The 24,762-nt window shown below is 24.0% G+C and carries 22 protein-coding genes; 1 reads left to right on the top strand and 21 read right to left on the bottom strand.

The window, feature by feature from the left end; all coding sequences use genetic code 11:
* Positions 1 to 8: 8 nt before the first annotated feature.
* From glgD to T364_RS0107750, 7 genes are all read right to left on the bottom strand, one after another.
* Positions 9 to 1,121 carry a glucose-1-phosphate adenylyltransferase subunit GlgD gene (gene glgD / locus T364_RS0107780; RefSeq protein WP_027129075.1) on the bottom strand — a complete coding sequence of 371 codons (1,113 nt, stop codon included), beginning with the start codon at positions 1,119 to 1,121 and terminating at the stop codon, positions 9 to 11.
* A gap of 21 nt (positions 1,122 to 1,142) precedes the next feature.
* Positions 1,143 to 2,282, bottom strand: coding sequence for a glucose-1-phosphate adenylyltransferase (locus T364_RS0107775; protein WP_027129074.1), 1,140 nt, complete (start codon positions 2,280 to 2,282; stop codon positions 1,143 to 1,145).
* Between the two features lie 18 nt (positions 2,283 to 2,300).
* Entirely contained in the window at positions 2,301 to 4,334 is a 2,034-nt protein-coding gene (gene glgB / locus T364_RS10740; protein WP_035945570.1) for a 1,4-alpha-glucan branching protein GlgB, read from the bottom strand.
* Between the two features lie 15 nt (positions 4,335 to 4,349).
* The gene (locus tag T364_RS0107765; RefSeq protein ID WP_027129073.1) at positions 4,350 to 4,790 is read right to left on the bottom strand and encodes a 2-thiouracil desulfurase family protein; all 441 of its coding nucleotides are present in this window, start codon (positions 4,788 to 4,790) and stop codon (positions 4,350 to 4,352) included.
* A 9-nt stretch (positions 4,791 to 4,799) separates the two neighbouring features.
* Positions 4,800 to 5,675, bottom strand: a complete 876-nt coding sequence (locus T364_RS0107760) for an RluA family pseudouridine synthase (protein ID WP_027129072.1) — start codon at positions 5,673 to 5,675, stop codon at positions 4,800 to 4,802.
* 146 nt (positions 5,676 to 5,821) lie between these two features.
* Positions 5,822 to 6,976 (bottom strand): N-acetylglucosamine-6-phosphate deacetylase, encoded by a 1,155-nt coding sequence (gene nagA / locus T364_RS0107755; RefSeq protein ID WP_027129071.1) that lies wholly within the window; start codon positions 6,974 to 6,976, stop codon positions 5,822 to 5,824.
* 101 nt (positions 6,977 to 7,077) lie between these two features.
* A complete protein-coding gene (locus T364_RS0107750) occupies positions 7,078 to 7,716 on the bottom strand; it encodes a helix-turn-helix transcriptional regulator (RefSeq protein WP_027129070.1) in 639 nt (212 codons plus the stop codon).
* A gap of 271 nt (positions 7,717 to 7,987) precedes the next feature.
* Between T364_RS0107750 and corA the strand changes: the two genes are divergently transcribed.
* Positions 7,988 to 9,037: a magnesium/cobalt transporter CorA gene (corA, locus tag T364_RS0107745; RefSeq protein WP_027129069.1), complete on the top strand. Its 1,050-nt coding sequence runs from the start codon at positions 7,988 to 7,990 to the stop codon at positions 9,035 to 9,037.
* A 35-nt stretch (positions 9,038 to 9,072) separates the two neighbouring features.
* Here corA and T364_RS0107740 read toward each other — a convergent pair whose 3' ends face one another.
* From T364_RS0107740 to T364_RS0107680, 14 genes are all read right to left on the bottom strand, one after another.
* Positions 9,073 to 10,302: an ABC transporter permease gene (locus T364_RS0107740; protein WP_027129068.1), complete on the bottom strand. Its 1,230-nt coding sequence runs from the start codon at positions 10,300 to 10,302 to the stop codon at positions 9,073 to 9,075.
* Positions 10,299 to 10,976, bottom strand: a complete 678-nt coding sequence (locus T364_RS0107735; protein WP_027129067.1) for an ABC transporter ATP-binding protein — start codon at positions 10,974 to 10,976, stop codon at positions 10,299 to 10,301. Before T364_RS0107735 ends, T364_RS0107740 begins: the two co-directional genes overlap by 4 nt.
* Complete coding sequence (locus T364_RS0107730; protein ID WP_027129066.1) at positions 10,951 to 12,063, bottom strand: efflux RND transporter periplasmic adaptor subunit; 1,113 nt, start codon at positions 12,061 to 12,063, stop codon at positions 10,951 to 10,953. The genes T364_RS0107735 and T364_RS0107730 overlap by 26 nt, the downstream gene beginning before the upstream one ends.
* Positions 12,060 to 12,779 (bottom strand): TolC family protein, encoded by a 720-nt coding sequence (locus tag T364_RS11295; RefSeq protein WP_245596665.1) that lies wholly within the window; start codon positions 12,777 to 12,779, stop codon positions 12,060 to 12,062. The genes T364_RS0107730 and T364_RS11295 overlap by 4 nt, the downstream gene beginning before the upstream one ends.
* A 121-nt stretch (positions 12,780 to 12,900) precedes the next feature.
* Positions 12,901 to 13,308 (bottom strand): hypothetical protein, encoded by a 408-nt coding sequence (locus T364_RS11290; RefSeq protein ID WP_245596663.1) that lies wholly within the window; start codon positions 13,306 to 13,308, stop codon positions 12,901 to 12,903.
* Positions 13,309 to 13,591: 283 nt separating this feature from the next.
* Entirely contained in the window at positions 13,592 to 14,179 is a 588-nt protein-coding gene (locus tag T364_RS0107720; protein ID WP_027129065.1) for a hypothetical protein, read from the bottom strand.
* Between the two features lie 81 nt (positions 14,180 to 14,260).
* Entirely contained in the window at positions 14,261 to 15,466 is a 1,206-nt protein-coding gene (gene csm5 / locus T364_RS0107715) for a type III-A CRISPR-associated RAMP protein Csm5 (RefSeq protein ID WP_027129064.1), read from the bottom strand.
* Positions 15,466 to 16,458 carry a type III-A CRISPR-associated RAMP protein Csm4 gene (csm4, locus tag T364_RS0107710; RefSeq protein ID WP_027129063.1) on the bottom strand — a complete coding sequence of 331 codons (993 nt, stop codon included), beginning with the start codon at positions 16,456 to 16,458 and terminating at the stop codon, positions 15,466 to 15,468. Before csm4 ends, csm5 begins: the two co-directional genes overlap by 1 nt.
* A 14-nt stretch (positions 16,459 to 16,472) precedes the next feature.
* Positions 16,473 to 17,165 carry a type III-A CRISPR-associated RAMP protein Csm3 gene (gene csm3 / locus T364_RS0107705; RefSeq protein WP_027129062.1) on the bottom strand — a complete coding sequence of 231 codons (693 nt, stop codon included), beginning with the start codon at positions 17,163 to 17,165 and terminating at the stop codon, positions 16,473 to 16,475.
* A 12-nt stretch (positions 17,166 to 17,177) separates the two neighbouring features.
* Positions 17,178 to 17,651: a type III-A CRISPR-associated protein Csm2 gene (gene csm2 / locus T364_RS0107700; RefSeq protein WP_027129061.1), complete on the bottom strand. Its 474-nt coding sequence runs from the start codon at positions 17,649 to 17,651 to the stop codon at positions 17,178 to 17,180.
* A gap of 11 nt (positions 17,652 to 17,662) precedes the next feature.
* Positions 17,663 to 20,185 (bottom strand): type III-A CRISPR-associated protein Cas10/Csm1, encoded by a 2,523-nt coding sequence (gene cas10, locus T364_RS0107695; protein ID WP_027129060.1) that lies wholly within the window; start codon positions 20,183 to 20,185, stop codon positions 17,663 to 17,665.
* 18 nt (positions 20,186 to 20,203) lie between these two features.
* On the bottom strand, positions 20,204 to 21,976 hold the full coding sequence (locus tag T364_RS0107690; protein WP_027129059.1) for a hypothetical protein: 1,773 nt from the start codon (positions 21,974 to 21,976) through the stop codon (positions 20,204 to 20,206).
* A gap of 72 nt (positions 21,977 to 22,048) precedes the next feature.
* Entirely contained in the window at positions 22,049 to 22,543 is a 495-nt protein-coding gene (locus T364_RS0107685; RefSeq protein ID WP_027129058.1) for a hypothetical protein, read from the bottom strand.
* Between the two features lie 114 nt (positions 22,544 to 22,657).
* Positions 22,658 to 22,861: a hypothetical protein gene (locus T364_RS0107680; RefSeq protein ID WP_027129057.1), complete on the bottom strand. Its 204-nt coding sequence runs from the start codon at positions 22,859 to 22,861 to the stop codon at positions 22,658 to 22,660.
* Between the last annotated feature and the right edge of the window lie 1,901 nt (positions 22,862 to 24,762).

Raw genomic sequence — 24,762 nt, 5'->3', positions numbered from 1 at the left:
GAGTAGAGTTATTTAGAAGTTTCTTTTTCTATTATTAATGGATAAATTGTACTTCCCCTAAGTTCTGTACCTTCAGCTAAAACAACATTTTTATCCATTATAACATTTTTAATTTTACATCCACTTTTTATTGTACAATTTTGAAGAATTATACAGTTTTCAACTTCTGCTCCCTCTTCAATAGTAACTGATCTAGAAATAACACTATCTTTTACTGTACCTTTTATCACACATCCATTAGAAATTAATGAATCAATAACTTTTGAATCTTTATAATATTTTGTAGGAACAGAATCTTTTGATTTAGAATAAATAGCTCTTGTTTCTTTAAAGAATAAATCTTTAGTTATTTCTTCATTTAACATATCCATATTTGTTGTATAATAAGTAAGAAGTGAATTTACACATCCTAAATATCCTTTATGTTCATATCCTCTAACTGAGATTTTTCCTAAATTTTCATAAACTACTGATTTCAATGTTCTAGCATAATCAGCATAAGCTACTTTATCTATTAATGACTCTAAATATTCTTTTTTCATAATAAATATTTCCATAGATACATTAGCTATTTGTTCTTTTCCATTATTTTTTTCTACTCCAAAAACTTCTCCTGTAGGACTTATTTGTAATAATCCACAATCTAAATATTTTTTATCAGCATCTTCTACATGTTTGTAAACTACTGTTACAACAGCTCCAGATTCTTGATGTTTTCTAACTGCATCTTCTATATCAACATTAGCAATTAAATAAGTAGAAGCAAATACTACATATTCTTCTTTTACTTTATTTAAGAATTCTTTATTGTCTCTTAAAATTTGTAAATCATAACTTACAGCTTGGTTTCTTTTATCATGGAACATATATATTCCTTTATTTCTTCTATTTAGGTCCCATGCTCCTCCACTTCCAATATGGTCTCTTAAAGATCTACTATCAGTTTGTGTTAAAATTCCCACTAATTTTATTCCAGCATTAACCATATTAGATAATCCAAAGTCTACTATTCTATATTTTCCACCAATAGGTATAGAAGCTACTGCTCTATGAGCTGTTAATCTTCTTAAGTTATCTCTACTTTCTGTAGCACTTAGTATTCCAAAACAATTATTTAACATTCCTCTTCACACTCCCCTAAATTATTTTACATCTTCTGTTACTATTCTATCTTCTTCAATTAAAGCAATCTCTTTTCCACCAATAACCTTTTTATCTTCTTCTACTACTACATGTCTTCCACAAATAGCTCTTTCAACTACTGAATTCTTCTTAATTACAGAATCACACATAATAACAGAATCTTTTATTACTGCTCCTTCTTCTACTAATACTCCTTGGAATAATATAGAATTTTCTACTGTTCCTTTAATTACACAACCTTCTGTAACAAGGGAATTAGCAATAACTGCATTATCTCCTATAACTTGACTTGGTTTATTTGTAGATTTAGAGAAAATTCTCCAGTTTTTATCAAAGATATCAAATTTAGGTTCTTCTCCTAATAAATCCATATTTGCTTCCCATAAGCTTTCTACTGTTCCAACATCTTTCCAATATCCTTCAAATGGATAAGCTATAAGTTTTTTATTTTCTCCTAATAATTTTGGTATAATGTCTTTTCCAAAGTCATTAGATGATTTTTCATTTGCTTCATCTTCTATTAAGGCTTGTTTTAATACTTTCCAATTGAAAATATAAATTCCCATAGAAGCTAATGTACTTTTTGGATGAGCTGGTTTTTCTTCAAATTCATAAATTTCATCTTCATTTTTAACATTCATAATTCCAAATCTACTTGCTTCTTCTAAAGAAACATTTAAAACTGCTATTGTTGCATCTGCATTTCTTGACTTATGATACTCTAACATTTTGTTATAATCCATTTTATAAATATGGTCTCCTGATAGAATTAAAACATATTCTGGATCATAGTCATCTATAAAATCTATATTTTGATATATTGAGTTAGCAGTACCTTTATACCACCATCCTCCATCTTCTTGCATATATGGTGGTAAAATACTAACTCCACCAAAGTTTCTGTTTAAATCCCATGAAGCTCCAATACCAATATAACTATTTAAAGCTTTTGGTTTGTATTGAACTAAAATTCCAACAGTATCAATACCAGAGTTTGTACAGTTACTTAAAGGGAAATCTATAATTCTATATTTTCCCCCAAATGGAACTGCAGGCTTTGCAATATTTTTAGTAAGAAGTTTTAGTCTACTACCTTGACCTCCTGCTAATATCATAGCTATCATTTCTTTTTTCATAATTTTCCACACCCTCCTATTTTATTTGTTTAAATTTATATTATTTTTTAATAATTTTTCTTTATCTATTTTTTCTAATAACTTTTTCTCTTTAAATTTTGGCTTTAATATAATTGTTGATAATGGTGGAATATTTAATTTTATTGCATAAGGGATACCATTTATATTTCTTTCCATTACTTTTATATCATTACCATTTAAAATATTTGTTCCTGCATAAATATCTCTATCACTATTAAATATTTCTTCATAATCTACCAAAACTTCGCTTCCAACTAAATAATCAAAATGTGGAACTGGAGTAAAGTTACATACAAACAATAAGAAATCTTTTTCATCTTTACTTTTTCTTACAAAAGATATTATACTTTCTTGATAATTGCTATGGTCTATCCACTTGAAACCATCATAAGTTGTATCTTGTTCCCATAAAGCTTTTTCTCTTTTATAAAGATGATTTAAATCTTTTACATAAGTTTTTATACTATCATGCATTGGATATTTCAACATTTTCCATTCTAATTCTTCATAGAATCTCCATTCCATAAATTGCCCAATCTCTGTTCCCATGAAATTTAATTTTTTTCCAGGATGTCCATACATATATCCTAAAAACATTCTAAGACTTGCAAATTTATCTTCATATTTTCCAAACATCTTATCAAGAACAGATTTTTTTCCATGAACAACTTCATCATGAGATATAGAAAGTATATAATTTTCTGAGAAACAATACATTAAAGAAAAAGTTACTAAGTTGTGATGATATTGTCTATATATAGGGTCCATTTCCATATATTTTAACATATCATTCATCCAACCCATATTCCATTTATAATTAAATCCAAGTCCTCCTACATAAGGTGGCCTTGTTACTAATGGCCAAGCTGTAGCTTCTTCAGCTATCATAAGAGGATTTTTAAATTCTGTAAATATAGTACCATTTAAAAGTCTTAAAAATTCAATAGCTTCTAAATCTTCTGTACCTCCATATTTATTTTTTAATCCTCTAACTTCAGGATGACCATATTCTAAATAAATTATATTAGAAACTGCATCAGCTCTAATTCCATCTATGTGATAAATATCAAATAAAAATACTGCATTTGATATTAAAAAGCTTCTTACTTCTGGACTTCCTAAATTGAAATTGGCTGTTCCCCAACCTTTATTTTCTGCCCTATACTCATCTGGATATTCATAAAGAGGACTTCCATCAAATTTATATAATCCATGTGAATCTTTACAAAAATGTCCTGGAACCCAGTCAAGTATAATTCCAATTCCAGCTTTATGAAATTCATTTACAAAATATTTAAATCCTTCTGGATCTCCATATCTACTTGTTAAAGAATAATAACCTATTGCTTGATAGCCCCATGAAGCATCTAATGGATGTTCAGATAATGGCATAATTTCAATATGAGTATATCCCATTTCTAATACATATGGTAAAAGTTTATCACAAATCTCTTTATAATCTAAAAATCCACTTTCTGCCTTCAATTCATCTTGGCTTTTTTGTAAATCAGGTTTATCAATTTTTTTTATTTCTGATTCTGGCTTTCTTTTCCAGGAACCTAAATGTACTTCATATATATTCATTGGTCCTTCAAAAGGATTCCATTTTTCTCTTTTATCTAGCCATTCTTTATCTTCCCACTTAAATGGCTTAAAAATATCTTTTGCTACAGAAGCTGTACCAGGTCTAAGTTCTGAATAAAAAGCAAAAGGGTCTGATTTTAAAAATGTTCTTCCATCTTTTGATGTAATTTCATATTTATATATATCTCCCTCTTTTATTTCAGGTATAAATATACTCCATACTCCATGATAGCCATTATAAAACATCTTATGTTTAGAGCCATTCCAATTATTGAAAGCTCCTACAACTTTTACATCTTTGGCATTAGGAGCCCATACTTTAAATTCAGCTCCTTTTTTTCCATTTTCTGTTTTTAAGTGACATCCTAAGCTATAATAGAGCCTATGATTTATTGCTGAATGAAATAATCTCATTTCTTCGCCAAATTCTTTAATCTCTTTTGATATCATAGCCCACCTCTATTCCTATTTATTTTTTATGTATTCTTCATTATCTATCACTTTTATATTATTTTTTAAGAACAAATCAACAGTTATTCCATTTCCCTCTATTAAAGTTTTAGAAAAAGTTCCATCATATATTTTTCCGTATCCACATGAAGGGCTTTTACTTTTTAAAATTACTGTATCTATTTCTAAAGCTTTCAAAATTTTTAAAGCTCTCTCTGCTCCTAAAAAATATTCTTTTGTTACATTTGTGTTATTTTTCGTAATTACTTGAATTTTTCCTTCTTTATCTTTTTGAATTTCAGCTGGAACCCTTGGAGTTGAAAGTCCACCTAATTGTTCTGGACATATCGGAACAGCTTCACCTTTATTTAACATTTCTAAAAATATTGGATTTAAGTTATTTTCTCCATTATATTTACAATTTATTCCACAAAGGCAACTACTAATTCCTATCATTTTTACTCCTTATTTTACTTTAAACATTGATGAAAATCTTACTGGTATTTTAGTTTCAAAAGAAAGTATTTTATTTGTTCTAGGATGCTTAAATACTATTGTTCTTGCATGTAATCCTAATCTTCTAAGAGGATTTGTCTTAGCGCCATATTTTTTATCTCCTATTATACTATGTCCTAATCCTTGCATATGAACTCTAATTTGATTTTTTCTACCAGTTTCTATATTAGCTTCTACTAATGAGTAAGCTCTACTTCTTTTTAATACTTCGTAATGTGTTATTGCTTTTTTAGAACCTTCTATTTCCACAGGACTTGAAAAAGTTACCATAGCATTATTTTCTTTTAAATAAGATATTATTGTATCTCTATTTTTTTCAACTTTTCCTTCAACAACTGCCACGTACTTTCTTTCTTTTACAAAATTTTGCCAATTAGTTTGTAAAACTTGTTGTATTCCTTCAGTTTTTGCAAATATCATTACCCCTGAAGTTCCTTTATCTAATCTATGAACGATAAATAATTTTTCTTGAGGATTTTTAGCTTTTATATATTCTTTAACTATATTATAAGCTGTCCTTTCCCTTTCTTTATCAGTAGCTATAGACAACATTCCTTCAGGTTTTTCTATAACTATTATATCATCATCCTCAAAAATTATTTTTATTCCTTGTAAATGATTTTCTGTCATTCTTGAAGCTGATACTATTACTTCATCTCCTTCTTTTAATAAATAGTTAAATTGAGAAGTTCTAACTCCATTTACTAAAATTTGACCATTTTTTAGAAGAGACTTTATATTATTTCTATTTTTTCCAGGTAAATTTTCTATCAAAAATTTCATTAATTCATCATTTATTTTGACTTTTAAACTTAAATTTTTCAATTTTTCCCCCGATTTTTTTCTATTCCTTTTTATACCTAGATTTTAACATATTTCTATTTATTTTTTAAGAGTTTTTTTCACTTTTTTATATAAAATAAAAGTTATGTTATATTTTTCAAATATAACATAACTTTATACTTAATTTTTTAAATTTGGTATTTTATTTTTCCACCAACAATTGTCATTGTTACATTTTTTTCAGAATCTAATATTGCAAAATCTCCTCTTTTTCCAATTTCAATTTTACCAGCATTAATTCCAAATTCTTTACAAGCATTTGTACTTGACATTTTTACCGCATCAAATATTGTATATCCTAAAGATAATACATTTCTAAATGCTTTATCCATAGTAAGAACACTTCCTGCTAAAGCATTATTACTTTTTAATCTTGCTTGACTATCTTTTACATATACATCTAATTTTCCAAGTTTATAATCTCCATCTTTAAGTCCTGTAGCTGACATAGCATCAGTTATTAATACAACTTTATCTGTTCCTTTTGCTCTTATAAGTAAATCTACAGCTTTTGGATGAACATGTATTCCATCAAATATAACTTCTGCATTTATTTCATCAGTTACTAATACTCCACCTGCTATTCCTAATTCTCTATGTGTAAATCCTTTCATTCCATTAAAAGTATGAGTTGAGTGTGAAAGACCTGCTTTTACAGCTTTTACAACATTTTCATAATCTCCATTTGAATGTCCTATAGAAGAGATTACACCATTTTTTCTTAAAAACTTAATAGGTTCTAAATAAGAATCGTCACTTGCTGAAAGTGACATTAATTTTAAAACTCCTTTTTTAACATCTAAATATTCTTGTAATTCTTCTATTGTTGCTTTTAGCATAAATCTATCATCTTGTGCTCCTTTAAAAGCAACATCAAAATAAGGACCTTCCATATGAGCTCCAAAAATATTTGCTCCATCAATATCTTTATTTTGTAATTCTCCAATACATCTTAAAGCTTCTTTTAATTCATCTTTAGGACTTGTAAGTGTTGTAGGTAAAAAGTTTGTAACACCTTTTGTTGCAACAAATTTTGACATTTTTTTAAGAGATTCAACAGATAAATCCATTGTATCAGCACCATCACAACCATGAATATGTACATCAACAAACCCAGGAACAACTAATTTTTCTTCTAAATCAATTATTTTATCTCCAGTTAACTCTTCTCTATATTTATCTTCAACTATTTTTTTTATTATTCCATCAACTACTAAAAGACTTCCATCTATAATTCTATCTTCTAAAAGAATTTTTCCATTTTTTAAAACTAAACTTTCCATTTTTCTCCTCCTTATTTTTTATATTTTATTTATAAATATATTATAACATATTTGTATTATTTTTTCAAAGAGAATATTATTTTTGATTTTAAATTTCATTTTTATTTACATTCTTTTGGGTTAATTCCTAATTCTTTTAAATAATTATAAATAGTAAATCTTGTAACTTCCATATTTTTAGCTAAATTTACAACACTTTTTTTCAAAGAAAATCCCCCATGGTCTTTTATATAAATTATAAAATCTAATTTTTCTTCTTTACTCATAAATTTTGGGTCTTTTGCAAAATACATTACAGCTTCCCTATAAATTTCATCAAACATTTTTTCATTAGGGTTTTCATTAACAACTTTTGTTACATCTACCCCTGTTTTCATAAAAGCAGATAAAACTTTACTTACATCATAAAATTTTGTATAATCAAAATTTATTCCAAAAGCATAATGAAAATCTTTTGATTTAAAATGGACTGTTGTTGATTTTATAAGTCTTCCATCATTTGTTTTACAGAGACAATTATAGAAATCTTTTCCATTTTCCATTTCTTCTAATTCATATACACCTAAAAGATTTAACTTATCTCCTATATTTCTTCCTGTTACATGTCCATTATAAATAGCAACTATTATTTCATCTTTAGATCTCAAATCATGAATAACTGTTTCACAATCAGGTCCAAAAGTAGCTGATATTCCTTCGGCTAATCTTTTTAAAAAATTAAGTGTTTCTTTTTTATTCATAATTTATACTCCCTCAATCTTATGTTATTCATATATTATTATACATTTATTTTTTTAAAAAATAAACTTTTTTATTTAATATTATTTTTATTAAAAATAAATAATATATAATATTTTATCGGTCTATATTTACAAAAAATTATATTTTTAATTATTATTTTTTATAGTTTTTAATTTAAGTAAATTTAAAGAAATAAAAAATACTATCTAATAGTTTTTCATTTAATTTTATGTTATAATTATATATATAATTTATTTTTGGAGGAAGTTTATGAATAAAAAAGTTGGTCTTCAACCTGGTAGTTTAATTTATACAGGTATAATAGATAAAAATATAGACATCCCTATTACACAATATTTTTATAATAATCAATCTTTTAATAAAGTTCATTTTATATATAAAGAAGACTTTAAAATAAATTTAAAAAAGGATTTTAAAACTTGGATAAATATAGAAGGTATTCATAACATTGATTTAATTAAAAAAATTGGTGAAAAGTTTAAAATAGATTCTTTAATACTTGAAGATTTATTAAATAATTCCCAAAGGCCAAAATTAGAAGTCAGAGAAAATTTTATTTTTATAACTTTAAAAATGATAACTCATAATAAAGTTAATGATAAATATGAATGTGAACAGGTTTCTTTTATCCTTTTTAAAGATTTGCTCCTTTCATTTCAAGAAAAATCTAATAATATTTTTGATAATATAAAATTAAGAATAGAGAATCATATAGGTATTATAGCTGATAAAAATGAAGATTATCTTTTATATGCTCTTATTGATAGAATTGTAGATAATTATTTTTTAATAACAGAGGATTTAGAGGAAAAAATTCAAAACTTAGAGATTGAAATTAGTAGTAACCCTACGAAAAAAGCTTTTGAAAATATCTTACTACAAAAAAAAGAACTATTAAAAATAAAAAAATCTATTTTTCCTTTAAGAGAATTAGTTTCAAAATTTTCTGATATTAAAGTAAGAGAATTTATTAAAAATGATATAAATATTTATCTTATAGATTTACAAGACCATATTATTGTTATAAATGAAAATATTGATTTTCTTTTTAATAGGCAAAATGATTTAATTCAACTTTATCATTCCACTTTAAGCAATAATATGAATGAAATTATGAAAGTTCTTGCAATGATTTCTACAATTTTTATTCCTCTTAGTTTTTTAGCAGGAGTTTATGGAATGAATTTTCAATTTATGCCTGAACTTACTTGGAAATATGGTTATTTTATAATTCTTATTATTATGTTTATTATTTTTGCTGGAAGTATTTTATTTTTTAAAAAGAAAAAATGGTGGTAAAAAAATAGAGGTAACAAGTTGTTACCTCTGAATTTTTATTCTGTTCTTAAAGCATCTATAGGATTAAGTTTTGCTGCTTTTTTAGCTGGTGTAACTCCAAATAATATTCCTATTCCCATTGAGATTAACATAGAAATAGTAATCGTGAAAATAGAAAAAATTGGAAAAATTCCTATTATATATCCTATTCCCAATCCAAAAATTATTCCAAAAACTACTCCTAAAATTCCTCCTATTCCTGTCAAAATAACTGATTCCATAAGAAACTGTGATAATATATCATAATCTGTAGCTCCTATAGCTTTTCTTATTCCTATCTCTTTAGTTCTTTCTACTACACTTACAAGCATAATATTCATAACTCCTATTCCTCCAACAAAAAGAGAAATTCCTGCTACAAAGGTAACAAAAATATTTAAGGTTGTTAAAATATTATCAAAAGAACTAGCTCCATTATTTTCCACATTAATATCATATAATTCTGAATCATCAATCATATTTCCTAAAATTTCTTTAGCATCTAACATAGTTTCAGCTAATTGTTCTGGGTCCTTTGCTTCTAATATTAAAGAAGTGTATCCTGTTCCTTGACTATCAAAAAGTTTTTGATATGTATTAAGTGGAATTCTCCCAAATCTTGGAATTCTTTTTCCACCCATCATTTTACTCATCTGTTCTAAGGGATTTTTAAAAACTCCTACTATTTTATAACTATAATTAATTCCATTTCTTCCTTTTGATAAATCTATCTTTTCTCCTAAAGCATTTCTAGAATTTCCAAATAAATTTTGAGCTGTTATATTATCTATTGTAATTATTTTTTCTCCCTCTTCATACTCAATTGGCAAAAAATTTCTTCCATATAAAATTTCAACTTTATTAATATTTTCATAATCAGGAGTAGTAACATCAAACATCATCATTTCTTTTCTAGGATTATTGCCTATTTTTAATCCAAAGTTAGTACTAATTTTAGGACTAACTTCTTTAAATTTCCCACTATCTTTTAATTTTTTTATTATATCTTCATCTAATAAATATTTCCATCTAAAATTTTCATCTGTTTTATCTACTGTAATATTAAACTTTCCATATCCTCCCTTTTTTAAATCTCCTGTTATGTTTTCTTGACCACCTTTTCCTATAGATGACATGGTTATTACAGAAGATATTCCTATAATTATTCCAAGCATTGTTAAAAATGACCTCATTTTATTTATTTTTATACTTTGTATAGCAGTTTTTAAACTTTCCAAAAAATTCATAACCTCTCACCATCTTTTATTATTTCTCCATCTTTAAATAAAATTATTCGTTTAACATAGTTTGCTACCTCTGGTTCATGACTGACTATAATAATTGTTTTTCCTTGGTTATTAAGTTCTGTAAATAATTCCATTATTTCTTTTTCTGATATACTATCTAAATTTCCAGTTGGTTCATCTGCTAATATAATTGATGGATTATTTATTAAAGCTCTTGCTATAGCCACCCTTTGTTTTTGCCCTCCAGAAAGTTCTGTTGGTTTATGATGTATTCTATCTATTAAACCTACTTTCGTTAATATCTCTTTTGCTCTTATTTCTCTTTCTTTTTTATTAACTCCAGCATAAACTAAAGGCAATTCTACATTTTCTAATGCTGTTAATTTTGATAATAAATTAAATGATTGAAATACAAAACCTATTTTTTGATTTCTTATAGATGAAATATCTTTTTCTCCTATCTTAGAAATATCTATTTTATCTAAAATATATTTACCTGAAAAATTTCTATCTAAACAACCTAATATATTCATCATAGTAGATTTTCCACTTCCACTACTTCCCATAATAGCTATAAATTCTCCATCTTTTATATTAAAGTTTATATTTTTTAAAGCATGTAATTTCATATCTCCATTTATATAAAATTTATTTAGATTGTTTACTTCTAACATTGTTTCCATTTTTCTCACCTTTTACTTTTATTATAACTTTTTCTCCATCTATTAAACTTATATCTGGAGTTGTAAGTATAATTTCATCAAAAGTTAGCCCCTCTTTTACTATTAAATTATCTCCTTTTAAACTTTCAACTTTTATATTTTTCTTTTTAATTGTTCCATCATTATTGTAAACAAAAACATAATAATTATCATTTTCAAATATTGCAGATGTTTTTGGTATTAATATTTCTGATACTTTTCTATCTAAATATATAGTAGCAGTAACTTTAAAACCAGGAACTATATATGGAATGGTTTTATCTGGTTTTACTTCAGCTGTCAATACATTTTCTGAGGTTATTTCTGATACTTCTGATATTTTAGAAATTTTTGTTATTACTCCTGTAAAAGATTCTTTCTTTTCAAAAACTTCAGGTTTCAAAATTAAACTTTGACCTAAATATATATTTTTTACATCATATTCTGGTACTTCTAATACAATTTTTATATCTGATAAATCGGCTATTTCCATAAGTGGAGAATCTGTATCAACTAAATAATTTTCTTGAGCTGTCAAAGATGTTATAGTTCCACTTACAGGACTTTTTATTTCTTCTGCTGTTTTTTCTAAATCTTCCATATATTCTTCAATATTAATTTGAGTTCTTCTAATATCTTCTTCATATTCTAATAAAGTATTATCTGGACTTCCACCAATTTCATTTAATTGTTTTTCAATTTTATAATCTCTTTCTAATTTTCTAAGAGTTAGTTGTTCTCTCTCTAAATTTCTCATAATATTATTTCTTTCTGTTTCGTCAAAAGTCATAAGAAGTTGTCCTTTTTCTACATAATCTCCCTCTTGAACAAATACTTCTTCCACTTTTAATTTTTTATCTACAAAGACTTTTTTAGTATCATTTACTTCAACATGTCCATTTACTTCTATATATCCTCGTCCACCATTAGAATTTATTTTTATAGCTTCATAAGTTATGGTATTATCTATATTTTTATCGTTAGTCTTTAAAAATTTATAACCTAAAATTATAAATATAATTACTATTCCTAAAATTAATTTTGTATTTATATTTTTCATTTCTTTTCTCCTCTTATCATAATCTCATAAATATATCCGTTTAGATTATTCTTAGCTTTTTCCTTTTCAATTTCATAATTTAAGTAATTATTAAAACTTTCCATAACTTCTAAATAATCAACTTTTCCCAAAGAATATTCTAATTTTTTTACATTATATTTTGATAACTCTAGTTCTGAATTATTCTTATTTACAATATAATTTTTCATATATTCATCATAAGTATTGTATATTTGTAATTTTTCTCCATTATTTTCAGATTTTTTCTGTTCAATTTCTATTTCTTGTTGACTTAAATTATTTTTTCCTGTTTCTAAGTCTAAATCTAAATCAAAAAGTGGTTTTGAAAATTTTAAGACTACTCTATTTTCATCATATCTATTGCTATGTTCTAACCCTATAGAAATATCTGGCATATTATTAGTATAATTCATATATTTTATATCTTCTTCTAAAATAGATTTTTGTTTCTCTAAAATCTCTATATCTTTTTCTCCATAATTATTTATATATTCATCAATATTTATTTTAGGGGCAATTATCTCTTTTAATGTTTTTTCTCCAATTTCAATTGCAAAATTATAACTAAAAATCTTTTTAATATTCTCTAAATTATTTTTTAAGACTTGAATTTCTATTTTTAAATTATTTATACTACATTTAATAGAATCTAACTCTATTTTTGCAACTGCTCCTAAGGAATAAGCCTTTGACATTTTTTCCTCTTCTTTTTCTAAAGTTTTTATCCCATTCTCTTTTATTTTTATTCCTAAATAATTATTTATATATTCTTCATATAAATTTATCAGTTGTATTTTTTGATTTTCTATATTTTTTCTATAATTCTAAATTATTTATATTTTTGGTGTACTCTAACTTTTTTAATTGATTTTTATCACTTGAATATATAATATCTTTTATATTTTTCTCTATTCCATATATTATTTCATCATCTGTATTATAATTTTTTATTCCCTCTAAATAAAATGGACCATATTCTAATCTTCCTGTAGTTTGAAATTCATCTTCAACATCACTATATTTTGAATCAACAGTAGTTACTATTCCATTAAAATCTCCTAATTTATGATATTTTTCTATATCATCATCAATTTGAGTTTGAATATTATATATTTTATTTTGATAAGAAGTCTTGTCTAAAATATTTAACATTTCATCTAAAGTTATTTCTTCACTAAAAGCTAATACTTGAATTAATAAAAATAAAATTATTCTCTTTTTCATAAGTTCCTCCTTTATATTTTTTATTTTCACATTGATTTGTGATATGAAAATGACAAAATAAAAAATTATAAAAAAAAGAACTATTGCATTTTTTTGCTCTAGTTCTACTTCTTATTTTTATATTTTTATAATTAAATTATATATATTGCTTGTCCATACCCTTTATTACAACCATGACCTACTCCAGAAAATTCTGAAAAATATCCTAATATATTAAACATCTCTTTTAATTTTGTATCTTTATCATCTACTAATTTATATGTAATTTCCCCTTGTATACCTTCTATATTAAAGTTTTTATATATACTTTTTTTATATTTTTTTCTTTTATTTCTACTTTTGAGAAATCTAAATTTCCTATATTAAATTGATTTCCTATAGAGCTTCTCTTAAATTTAGTTAATATATTTTTAAAAAAATATCTTGAATCTTCTGTTCCTATGAAAATACTACCAACTTTATAAAAAGTAGGAGTTAAAAATTTTATGGTAATCTCATCTTTTAAAGGATTTTCTAAGAAACTTTCTAAATCTAATTGCTTTGAATATTTATTATTATGATATATATTTGATACTAAAAATGTTGTATTCGATATTTTCAATGTTTCATTAGTTAATCTTTTATAAAAAAATATTTTTAAAATTTCTAAAGTTGTTTTAGAATCAATAGAAGAAAATCTTATAGAATAATTTTTTTCTTCTTCTATTTCTCTGTCTTTTGTAAGAAAATTTGATATAGTTATATATTTTAATTGTTTTTTATCTATTCCATTGTTTAGCAGAAAATATTCTATATCTCTATCTAAAGAATATTTTTTTATTTTATTTCCAAATTCTAAAGGTTTAAAATTTATAACGAAACTACAAATCATAGTTATCTCCTAATATTATAAAGAAGCTATTATAATTCATCAAACTATAAACTACAATAGCTTCTTTTTTATTTAAAATTTTTATACTTCTTCAAAGGTAATCAATGCCCAACCAATAGGACAATCTCCAGCTACTACTCTTGTATAAACTTCTTCATTGGTATTTACTAAATTAAAAGTTGTATTATTAAATCCCGAACCTCTACCAAATCTTATTAGTGCCTCTTTATATTCAACTCTATCTTCATTTTTTTCTTCAAGTTTTTCTAATTTTTCTAATAATTCTTTTGAAATTTTTTCATATTCTCTATATTTAGTATTTTTCTTAAAAAATTCTAAATCTTTTTCTAATACTTTTTTTGCTTTTTTATTTAAAGCATATGCAATATCTGATATTTCAAAATATACATCTTCTTTTATAATTCCTTTATCCAAAGAATCTTTCTTTAATAAACTACTAGGTATTAATTTTAATATTATATCAAAATTTAATTTTACCTCTTCATTATCACTATATTCTGATTTTAAAACTTCAGCTCCAAAAGATAATTTATTATTAACTCCTAATGGCATTAATCTAGAAATTTCTTTTATTACCGTATTCTCTTTAGTTACTTGAGTATCTGTAACTATAAAATTTTTAAAAGGGTCAAATTTAGGTTCTAATCTCGTTAATTCTAACATTTTCGCTTCTATTTTATTAGCTTCATTTTTACTATTTCTTCCCATTAAAGTTTTCCCATATCTATCCACTAATACAAAAGGTTTAGCTGTTACTTCTATTTTTTTATTTAATTCTTTATCGTACTTTAGATTTTTCTTAAAATCATATTTATCTCTTTTTTTATCAAATTCATTAAAAAGAAAAGCTGACCTAATAGCCCCTTTTATTGTACTACCAGGAATGTATTTTGCTTCAACATTTCCTATAAATTCTTCAATTATAAAAGAATTTTCATCATTTTTTTTATTAGCACCTTTTATTTTTTCTAAATATTTATTTTCAAATTCTCTTTCAACAGGAGCTTTATAAATATATCCATATTCTTCTTTATAATTTTCAAATATAAAACTTCTAATTTCAATCATATTATTATTTTCTAATAATTTTATAAACTTAAATTTGATATTTTGAGGAAACTTTTCAATAATTTCTGATAAATTTATTCTATAATAAGTACCATTTTTTACAACATAATCATAAGGATAAATTTGATTTCCATTTCCTATTTGAATAGGTGTCAAAGGTATTAATGTACATTTATATTGTATTCTCTCTACTTTCATTATAATTCCACCTCCAAAGTAAATGGTATTCCTATTTGAACAATGCTTTTATCTATATGAATATCTTTTAAAACTTTTCCATAAATAGAGTTTTTAGATTTTTTAAACAATGAACCAGCAGTAAAACAACTAAAAGGTTTTTTAAACGGAAAATCTATATCTCCATAAACCTTTCCTTTTTTCACAAGATAATTTGCTGATATAACTTCCTCATAATCAAATTCTTTTGGAATATAATTTGATAATACAATAAAACCATTTCCATTTTTTACTTCATTAAATTCATTGTATTTTTCAAATGAAACTCTTTCTATAGCTCCTTTTCCTGAACTTACTTTTTTTCCATAACCATTTTTTTCCACAAATTTTAAAAGAGTATCTAGTATATTTATATCAAAATCTTTTCTAATTTTTATAAATATAAAAATATTTCCTTCTATGAAAGTTTCTTTTAAAGCAAAAACTCCATTATCTCCGGTAGAACCCATTATTCTATTTATTGTGTTATGCATAACCAAAGTTTCTTGAATTGCTGTATCTTTTTTATCTAATTTTTTCGATTTAAAGTCTATACTATTTGCATTCTCTTCTTCTTTATTTAATTCCTGTAATTTAGAAATTATAAAATCTTTTTTATTATAATTTTTTTCTCTTAATTTATTAAAATCTTCTATAGGAATAAATTTAATTTTATTTATCTCTTTTAATTTTTTTACAGTTTCTATTTGATTTTTTCCATAAATTTTTGCAAATTCCTCTGTATCACTTCTTTTTACTGTTCCTTTATTTATCATTGGTAATTGTCCATCTATAAAGCCATCTGAAACTATAAATGGAGGAATATTTGAAAATTCATCTATTAATTTTTTTACAAATTCATCTCCATATAATAAACTAGCTCCATATAATAAATGTCCATAGATAGTATCGCTTTGCCAAGGTGTCATCTGTGATGAAAGAGGTTTTATTTTCCATAAATATGTATTATACATATTCTATCACCTCTTTAAAGTTTTATATTTTTTACTTTTTCTAAATAATCTACTCCATCAACTAATATTTCTGTAAATTCTATTTGTCCATTTCCACGAGAAACTCCTCCACCAATTCCCTCTATTTCTAAACCTTTTAGCCCTTTTAAAACTACTTCTTCAAATAATTCTTTATCCTTTTTTCCTCCATCTTCCATATCTAAAACTTTATAAGTCATTTTAAATTCAAATTCTATTCCTGCTGGTATTCTTTCAGAGTTACGAGGATTTGCTTCTGAAGTAAGTCTATTTATTGTATTTTCATATTTCCATTCTGTATCTAAACCAGTTCTATTTTTTAATTCATCTAAAGATTTTTTACTATCTTCTGTTAAAAAAGCATCTTTTATAGAAATTCTTGTAGGTCCAGATTTTGCCTTTTTACTATTTTCTGCCCCTCTTCCAAAAACTCTACATATTGGACATTCAGTATCATCACAATTATGAGTTTCTCCTTTTACATCAATTTTATCTTTTAGCCATTCCATAAGCATTCTCATTTTTCCTTTTAGAGAAGAACCAGGAATATATAACTCTTTTGTAAGTGGATTTCTAACTACTGGACTATCATTTCCACCAATCTCTATAATATCATTACTTCCACCAACTCTTGTTCCTGTTATTAATCTAAATTTTACATTTATTTCTTTAATTTCATTTATTTTCATAAAATTTCCCTCCTAATTATTTTTTAGTTTTGCAAATCCCATTGTAACCTCAAAATATATTACAAAATTTTTAAATGTTTCATATCCATTATTTTTTTTGTTTTCTTCTATAATTTTATCTACAGATTTTTCTATAAATTTTTTTAAAGTTTTTAATTTTTTTTCACTGTCTTTATTTCTATTATATTTATAATTAATCTTTGATTTTAACATTAAAGTCATTGGATATACTTTATTCCAATTTTCTTCTTTGTTATCTAAAATATTTCTTATAGCTTTAACTTCATTAAAAAAGTTTCTAATTTGCGAATTTGTTAAATTCTCATATCTAAAACATTCAGCTAAAGCTATTGCCTCATTTGTAAGTAAATTCTCTCTTAAAAAACCTGTTTCAATATCTATATATCCCTTTTCATCAAATATAAAAGCCTCTTTTAAATTCTTTTCAAACTTTTGTTTTTCTTCTTCTATATTATTTGGTCTCATATTTTCCCTCCTTAATTTTCTTCTCTATTCTCTCTATTTTTTCTAACAATATAATTTATTACAACTCTCATATAAATTTTTAAGAATTTCATATCTTCTTGATTTTCTATAACTTCTATTCCAAAATATTTATTAAGTTTTATTATTCTGTCATCTTTTTTTATCTTTTCATTTATAAGTTTATCATCAGTTATACCTTTATTTTTATATTCCTCTTTTAGTTTAGGAATAATATTTCTTGATAAATCATAAGTAAAGTCAGATATAAATTTTAAATATTTAGGATTTTTAGTTGTTTCATAACTTTCTGCCATATCAGTATAATGTAAAAGTCTATATATAAATCCTTGATTAAATATTCCATTATTTTCTTTTTCTTTTCTATAATTTTTACCAAAGAAATCTATTAAACCAAAAACTTTTTCTAAGTTTTCCCAAGGAATATAAGTATCAAAAAGTACAAGTCCATTTCTTCCACTTGATTTTCCTTTTTCCTCTGCTTCTGTTGCCCATTTAGAACTAAAATATATTGGGTCAGATGGTTTTGTAATACTTATTCCTATTGTTATAGTAATATCATCATTATTTGCTACATATTTATTAAACTCTTTATTTATATATTTTGAAACTTTTACTGCTTTATCCCATGAAGAAACTATCATAAAGTCATCTCCACCAGAATAAACAACATAATTTGAACCAAGTTCTTTTTTATTCTTCTCTAAAGTTTTTGGTAACCAGTACGAAAAGAAATTATCTAACATTCTACTTAAAGTAGCAATTCTTGAAATAGATATTACCCCTTTTCTCGTTTCTTCTTTTCCTGTTTTTTCATTTTTAATTTCTTCTTCCAAACCACTCATACCAACACTAAAAATAAGTCCTAAATTATCAACATCACCTTTAATAATTCCTAAATTTTTTGAAGATGATTCTTTGGCTATCTCTTCAAACTCTTTTATTGCTCCATTATCATTTAAAGGAACATATCCACCATAAACATCTTTTACATATCCCATATTTCTTTGAATTTCATCACTATAATAATTTAGTAAATATGGTTCTCCCTCTATTTCTTCATCTTTTATAATTTTACATAAGATTCCAAAAAGATTTATGCTTCCTTCTTTTTGTTTGATATCATCTATATTTTTTGTATAAAAGGCTAGTTTTTTCATTTTAGGTAAAAAAGAACCAAATTCTAAATCTTTTAGACAATGTGGACAACTTTCTTCATTTTCTCCTATAAGAAATTTATTACAAATAGGACAAAGTCTTACTTTTTTCCCATTTCCATAATCTTTATTTTCTAATATTGGCTCATGTAAAATATTATCTATAAATTTCTTCCCTTTTCCCACATCTAATTTATCATTTAATTCATCATATCTTTCAGAAAACTTTTCTCCTAAATCTCTACCAGAAACTTCTAACCATTCTAAATTTAAAAATAAGTCAGCTTGATATTCTTTATATAAAGTATCGTTTATCTCTTTTTTTATTTTTAAAAGTTCCTCTCTAGTATTTTCTGTATTTTGAGCTAAGATATAAAATTTTCCTCCTGATGAAATAATTATATTTGCTATTGTTAAATCAAGAGAATCTATAATTTTATAAGCTCCTACATCTGATAAAAGTTTTATAAAAAATGAACGTGCTCTAAGTCTTTTAGCTGTATTTTTAGTATTTTCCAATCCATAAATATATTTTTGTATTCCTGAAACATCTCCACCTATTAAAAGAAAATGGTTTTCATCTTTATCTCTTTTTATACTTTCTTGTGTAATATCTTTTAAATTTCCTTCTTCTTCAATATGATAATTATATGAAGCAAGAGCTATGGCTGAAGTAGTTTTTAAATGGTCAAAAAGAGAAATATCACATACTTTTCTTTGAGTATCTGAAGGAATTGACCAAGTATATTTTTTTAATAAATCAAATAAATTTATAAAAAGTGATTTTGCGTCTTGTACTTTTATATTTTTAACTTCTTTTAAAAATTCATCAATAACAAAGTTTAATGCAGTCTGTGGATTTTCATCTCTAGTATCAGGAAAAATATTATCTTCACTTAACATAGAAATTTTATATCTACTTATCTCATCTTTTTCATTTTCTTTTCTAAGATTTATTCTACTAAAAATAGAATCTAAAGGTCTTGTTTTAAAATTATTTTTTCCAAAATTACTTTCTTCTTCTATTCTCTCTGCTGATGAATAGTTATCAGAACGAGCGACTATAAGCCCTAATTTCTTTAATCCATTTTTTTCTCTAGTTTCCTCAATAGAATTAAGATTTATACTTTTATCATAATAAGGTCCTTCATGATGTTTTTGTACTAACTCTTTTAATTCATTATCTTTTTCTAAAATATTATTTTCAAATAAATAATCTATGAACCAAGATGAAAGATGAGGGTGTTGAGTTCCCAAAGTACAATTTTTTCTATATTCATCGCTTCTATTTAGTAACTTTCCTACATCATGTAAAAGTCCAGCAAAAGCAACTTTTTCATTATCTTGTAACTTTATCATAATATACTCCTTTCATTTTTATACTATTTTATAAATCTCTGGATTTATTTTTATACAATGTTTTAAATCTACATCTATATTTTTATTTACATTTTTTTCATATATAATTACATCTGGTAAAATTATATTATCCCTTTTGGCTATCTCTTTTATATTTTCATTAAAATCTTTTATTCTATCTTTCATAACTGTTAGATTTTTTCTAAAACGTCCTTGAATTTTTTCACTTTCCACTTCATCAGAATCATTAGATAATTTTCCTAATTTTCCATATAAGATTTTACCCTGTATCTCTCTATCTGGATTTTCTAATAATTCTAACAATAGTTTAAATCCCTTATTTTTCATAAAACTTAATTCTGGATATTCATTTATATTAATTGATAATTGGAATTTTTCTATATATAATATATTATTTCTAAAATAGAAATCTCCTTTAACACTTTCTATCAATATTTTTTGTGGGTCTAATTTTTCTAAATCTTCATCTATATCAATATCAAAAAGTAATTTAGGATTATCTAATAATTTTTCTTTTGTAATTTTTCTATTAGTTTCCAACTCCCTCAATATTGCTCCTGATATTTGTAATAAAAATCTATCATAAGAATAAAGATTTTCTTTTTGTCTAATCTTTAAATATTTTATAACTAGATAATAATAAATTTCACTCCGTTTAAAAAATAGATATGAAGCTTTATTGTCTACATTCTTTTCATCTATTGAAAATATCTTTAAGAATTTATTTTTCCAAGAAAAATTTCTTGGTTCAATCTCATCTAAATCTTCTATATCCTTTTCATAATAAACTAAGGAATAAATATATTCTAAATACTCTTTTATTTTTCCACTTATTATATTTTCTCGTGAAATCTTATTTGTTATATCTTCTAAAACTTTTTCTAAAGTTTCATAAAAATTATCTACATCTAAAGTAATCATATTTTCAAAGGAATATAGTTTAGATAGATTCTTAAAAAACAATTCCATTTCTCTATTTCCAACTTTGCTATACATACTTTCTACCAAAGAAAAATTATAATTTTCTATTCCTTCATTAATTTTGGAATATATTTTAGAATTTTCTTTTCTAGGTTCTATCATAATTTTTAATTTTGTTGTAAAAGGTAATCTTTTAAAAAACTTTTTATCTATCAATCTATATTCATCTTTATCTTGGATTTTTTCATAACTAAGAAGTTGTTCTGTATACCAATTTATAGCATAAATATCATTTTCAACTGCTAATTTATAGAAAAATACTGTTACATACTTCATTCCTAAAGTTAAATCAATTATTGTATTATCACGATTTATATTTTTTTCTTGGATAATTTGTTGCATTGCATTATCAATACAGTTATATCCCTTAGAAAAATCTGTAAGTATTCCTGTAATTTTAATTCCAACATATTCTTTCTTTAACATCTCTAATGTTTCTTCTGTTTCTCTAGAATACAATAGAATAAACTCTTTTATATTTTTAAAAATCTTTAAATTTTTATTAAAAAGATTTTCATCAATAATATCTTCCAAATCATTTTTACTTTTGATAGGAGAAATACTTAGGAACATTATAATCTTATCTATATTGTCTATATTAATTTTTTGTGATATAAAGTTTTCATTTTCTTTTATAACTTTGTTATATATTCCAATAAGTTGGATTTTTTCATTCTCACCTAATTTTTCATTTAAGTGATACTTAGTAAAAAGTTCTAAATCATTTTCACTAATTTTATTTTCCAAAAATTGTTTTTTTATAATACTTTTAATATTATTTCTATCCATAATTCCCTCTTTTCATTTGATAAAAATATACTACAATTATTTATATTTGTCAACTATTCTAATTTAAAATCGTTATATAAATTTTATTTTCTTTAGAATAATTACAATAATTTTTAAAATTCCTATAAAAAATAAAATTTTTACTAATATTGATACAATCACTATAAAAGCCAAAGAAACATTTAAAAAATTTTCACAAAGGTTATCAAATTTTAAAAGAGTTAATAAAAACACTATACAAAAAGAATAGAGATATGCCATAAAATGTATTATTATACCACTTAATAAAAAGTATAAGCTATTATCAAAAAATTCTTTTGGTTTTTCAAAAATATATTGTATTGTTTCTATAATCAAATAAAATGGGGTTCCTATTCCTGCAAAAATTATCCCTCCAAAAAAACTTTCTACCATTACCCAAAGAATTATTTTTACAAAAATAGAAAATTCACTTTGCCATTGAAAAAATGTTATAGCAATACTTAACATTAAAATAAAAAAATAAATATATATTTCTCCTAAGATAGTGTATTTTATTACTTCCTTACAATTAAGTTTTTCTTCCATATATTTTTATAAATCTCCCTTCTATAATTTTCTTTATAATAACATATGAAAATTACCATTTTTATTTTTTAATTACATTTTTACATAAAAAAATAGAACTGTATCTCTACAGTTCTACTTTGAATTTTCTTCTTCTAAATTGTTTTCTAATTCTTTTTTCTCTTTTAAATCAAATCTTATCTCTCTTAATATATTATTTGTTTCTTTTTGTAGATTGATAATTTCATTGATTCTAAACATCCAAGCTCCTATTAATCTACCTAGTAAAATCATTCCAATAAGAATTAGTATTAAAAAAATTCCTGATATAGCTTCCATAATTCCTCCTTAAAATATTTGTTTGATGAAAATATTTTAATATATGGAAATTACATTTTTTATTTTTTAATTACATTTTTATAACCTTGTTTTTAATGGAATTTAATTTTTACAAGACTATGAAAAAGTGATAATTGATAAAATGGTAGTTTCAATCCTTATTTTCATTGGAATTTAATTTTTACAAAAGTAACAACCGATTATTATTATACGGATGATTAGTTTCAATCCTTATTTTCACTGGAATTTAATTTTTACTTAAAACATTATGTATTAAAATTGGAGGAATTTTTGTTTCAATCCTTATTTTTACTGGAATTTAATTTTTACATGTTTAAGACCTTTGAAAATGTGGTGGAATGGCGAGTTTCAATCCTTATTTTCATTGGAATATAATTTTTACTGAAAATTATAATAAATATAGAATTGTGGGTGAAAAAGTTTCAATCCTTATTTTCACTGGAATATAATTTTTACAGCAACAGAAGTAGAATATAATGAAGAAAAGAAATATGTGTTTCAATCCTTATTTTCATTGGAAGATAATTTTTAAAATACATCATTACTCAAATTGACCTTGTGATTGATGAGTTTCAATCCTTATTTTTATTGGAATATAATTTTTACTATTGATAATAAATGTAAGTGGAGAACTTATTATAAGTTTCAATCCTTGTTTTTAATGGAATATAAATTTTACTTCTATCCCTAACAGAACTTGGAAACCAATTTTAATGTTTCAATCCTTATTTTTAGTGAAGATAATTTTTATAGAGTATAGACCAAAGTATAATGAATACTTATCAAGATTTCAATCCTTGTTTTTATTAGAAGATAATTTTTACTTTAATAAGGATTTTTATCCTACACCTGAAAATTAGTTTCAATCCTTGTTTTTAATGGAATATAATTTTTACTATTGCAGAGGGAAATAATATAGATATTTCTAAGATGTTTCAATCCTTGTTTTCACTGGAATATAAATTTTACGAAAAAACTATACAGAAGAGCAAGCAGAAATTTATAGTTTCAATCCTTATTTTCACTGGAATATAAATTTTACTAAAGACGGTACAATCATACAAACTCTAGAACAACACGTTTCAATCCTTATTTTCATTGGAATTTAATTTTTACCTAGAGATAGAAAGAATTAAAGAAAGTCTTGAGGGTTTCAATCCTTGTTTTTAATGGAATTTAATTTTTACATGAAGACGTGCCATTTTTAAATTTTTCTTACTTGTTTCAATCCTTATTTTTGCTGGAATATAAATTTTACTACTTACAACGATACAACAAAATTTTTTGTTTTTAAAATTTCAATCCTTATTTTTAATGGAATTTATTTTTTATACAGCTATAAACAATATGGTGATGAACTAAGATTTAAGTTTCAATCCTTATTTTTATTGGAAGATAATTTTTATTGCAAGAAAGACATGATAAGGCAACTTTACCAAGTTTGTTTCAATCCTTGTTTTTAATGGAATATAATTTTTACAGTTCTGTATGTAGATTAATGCCTACTGTGGCACCAGTGTTTCAATCCTTGTTTTTAATGGAATATAAATTTTATATAATATGAAATGCCCAATATGTGGAAAAGAAATGGTTTCAATCCTTATTTTTACTGGAATATAATTTTTACGTATTACCCTTACAGAAGCAGAGGAACTAAAAGAAGTTTCAATCCTTATTTTTACTGGAATATAATTTTTACTATAAAATAAAAGTGTATGACCTAGAAAAAGAAAAATTGTTTCAATCCTTATTTTCACTGGAATATAAATTTTACAAAAGAAAAAAGGATATAAATATGTAGTCACTTACAAGTTTCAATCCTTATTTTCACTGGAATATAAATTTTACTTTATTATTATTTGATATTGATTTTAATATAA

It is taken from the genome of Fusobacterium perfoetens ATCC 29250 (assembly GCF_000622245.1).
GTDB classification, from domain to species: Bacteria; Fusobacteriota; Fusobacteriia; order Fusobacteriales; family Fusobacteriaceae; genus Fusobacterium_B; species Fusobacterium_B perfoetens.
The sequence above is the reverse complement of the archived record's forward strand: the minus strand, read 5'-3'. Positions and strand labels throughout refer to the sequence as shown.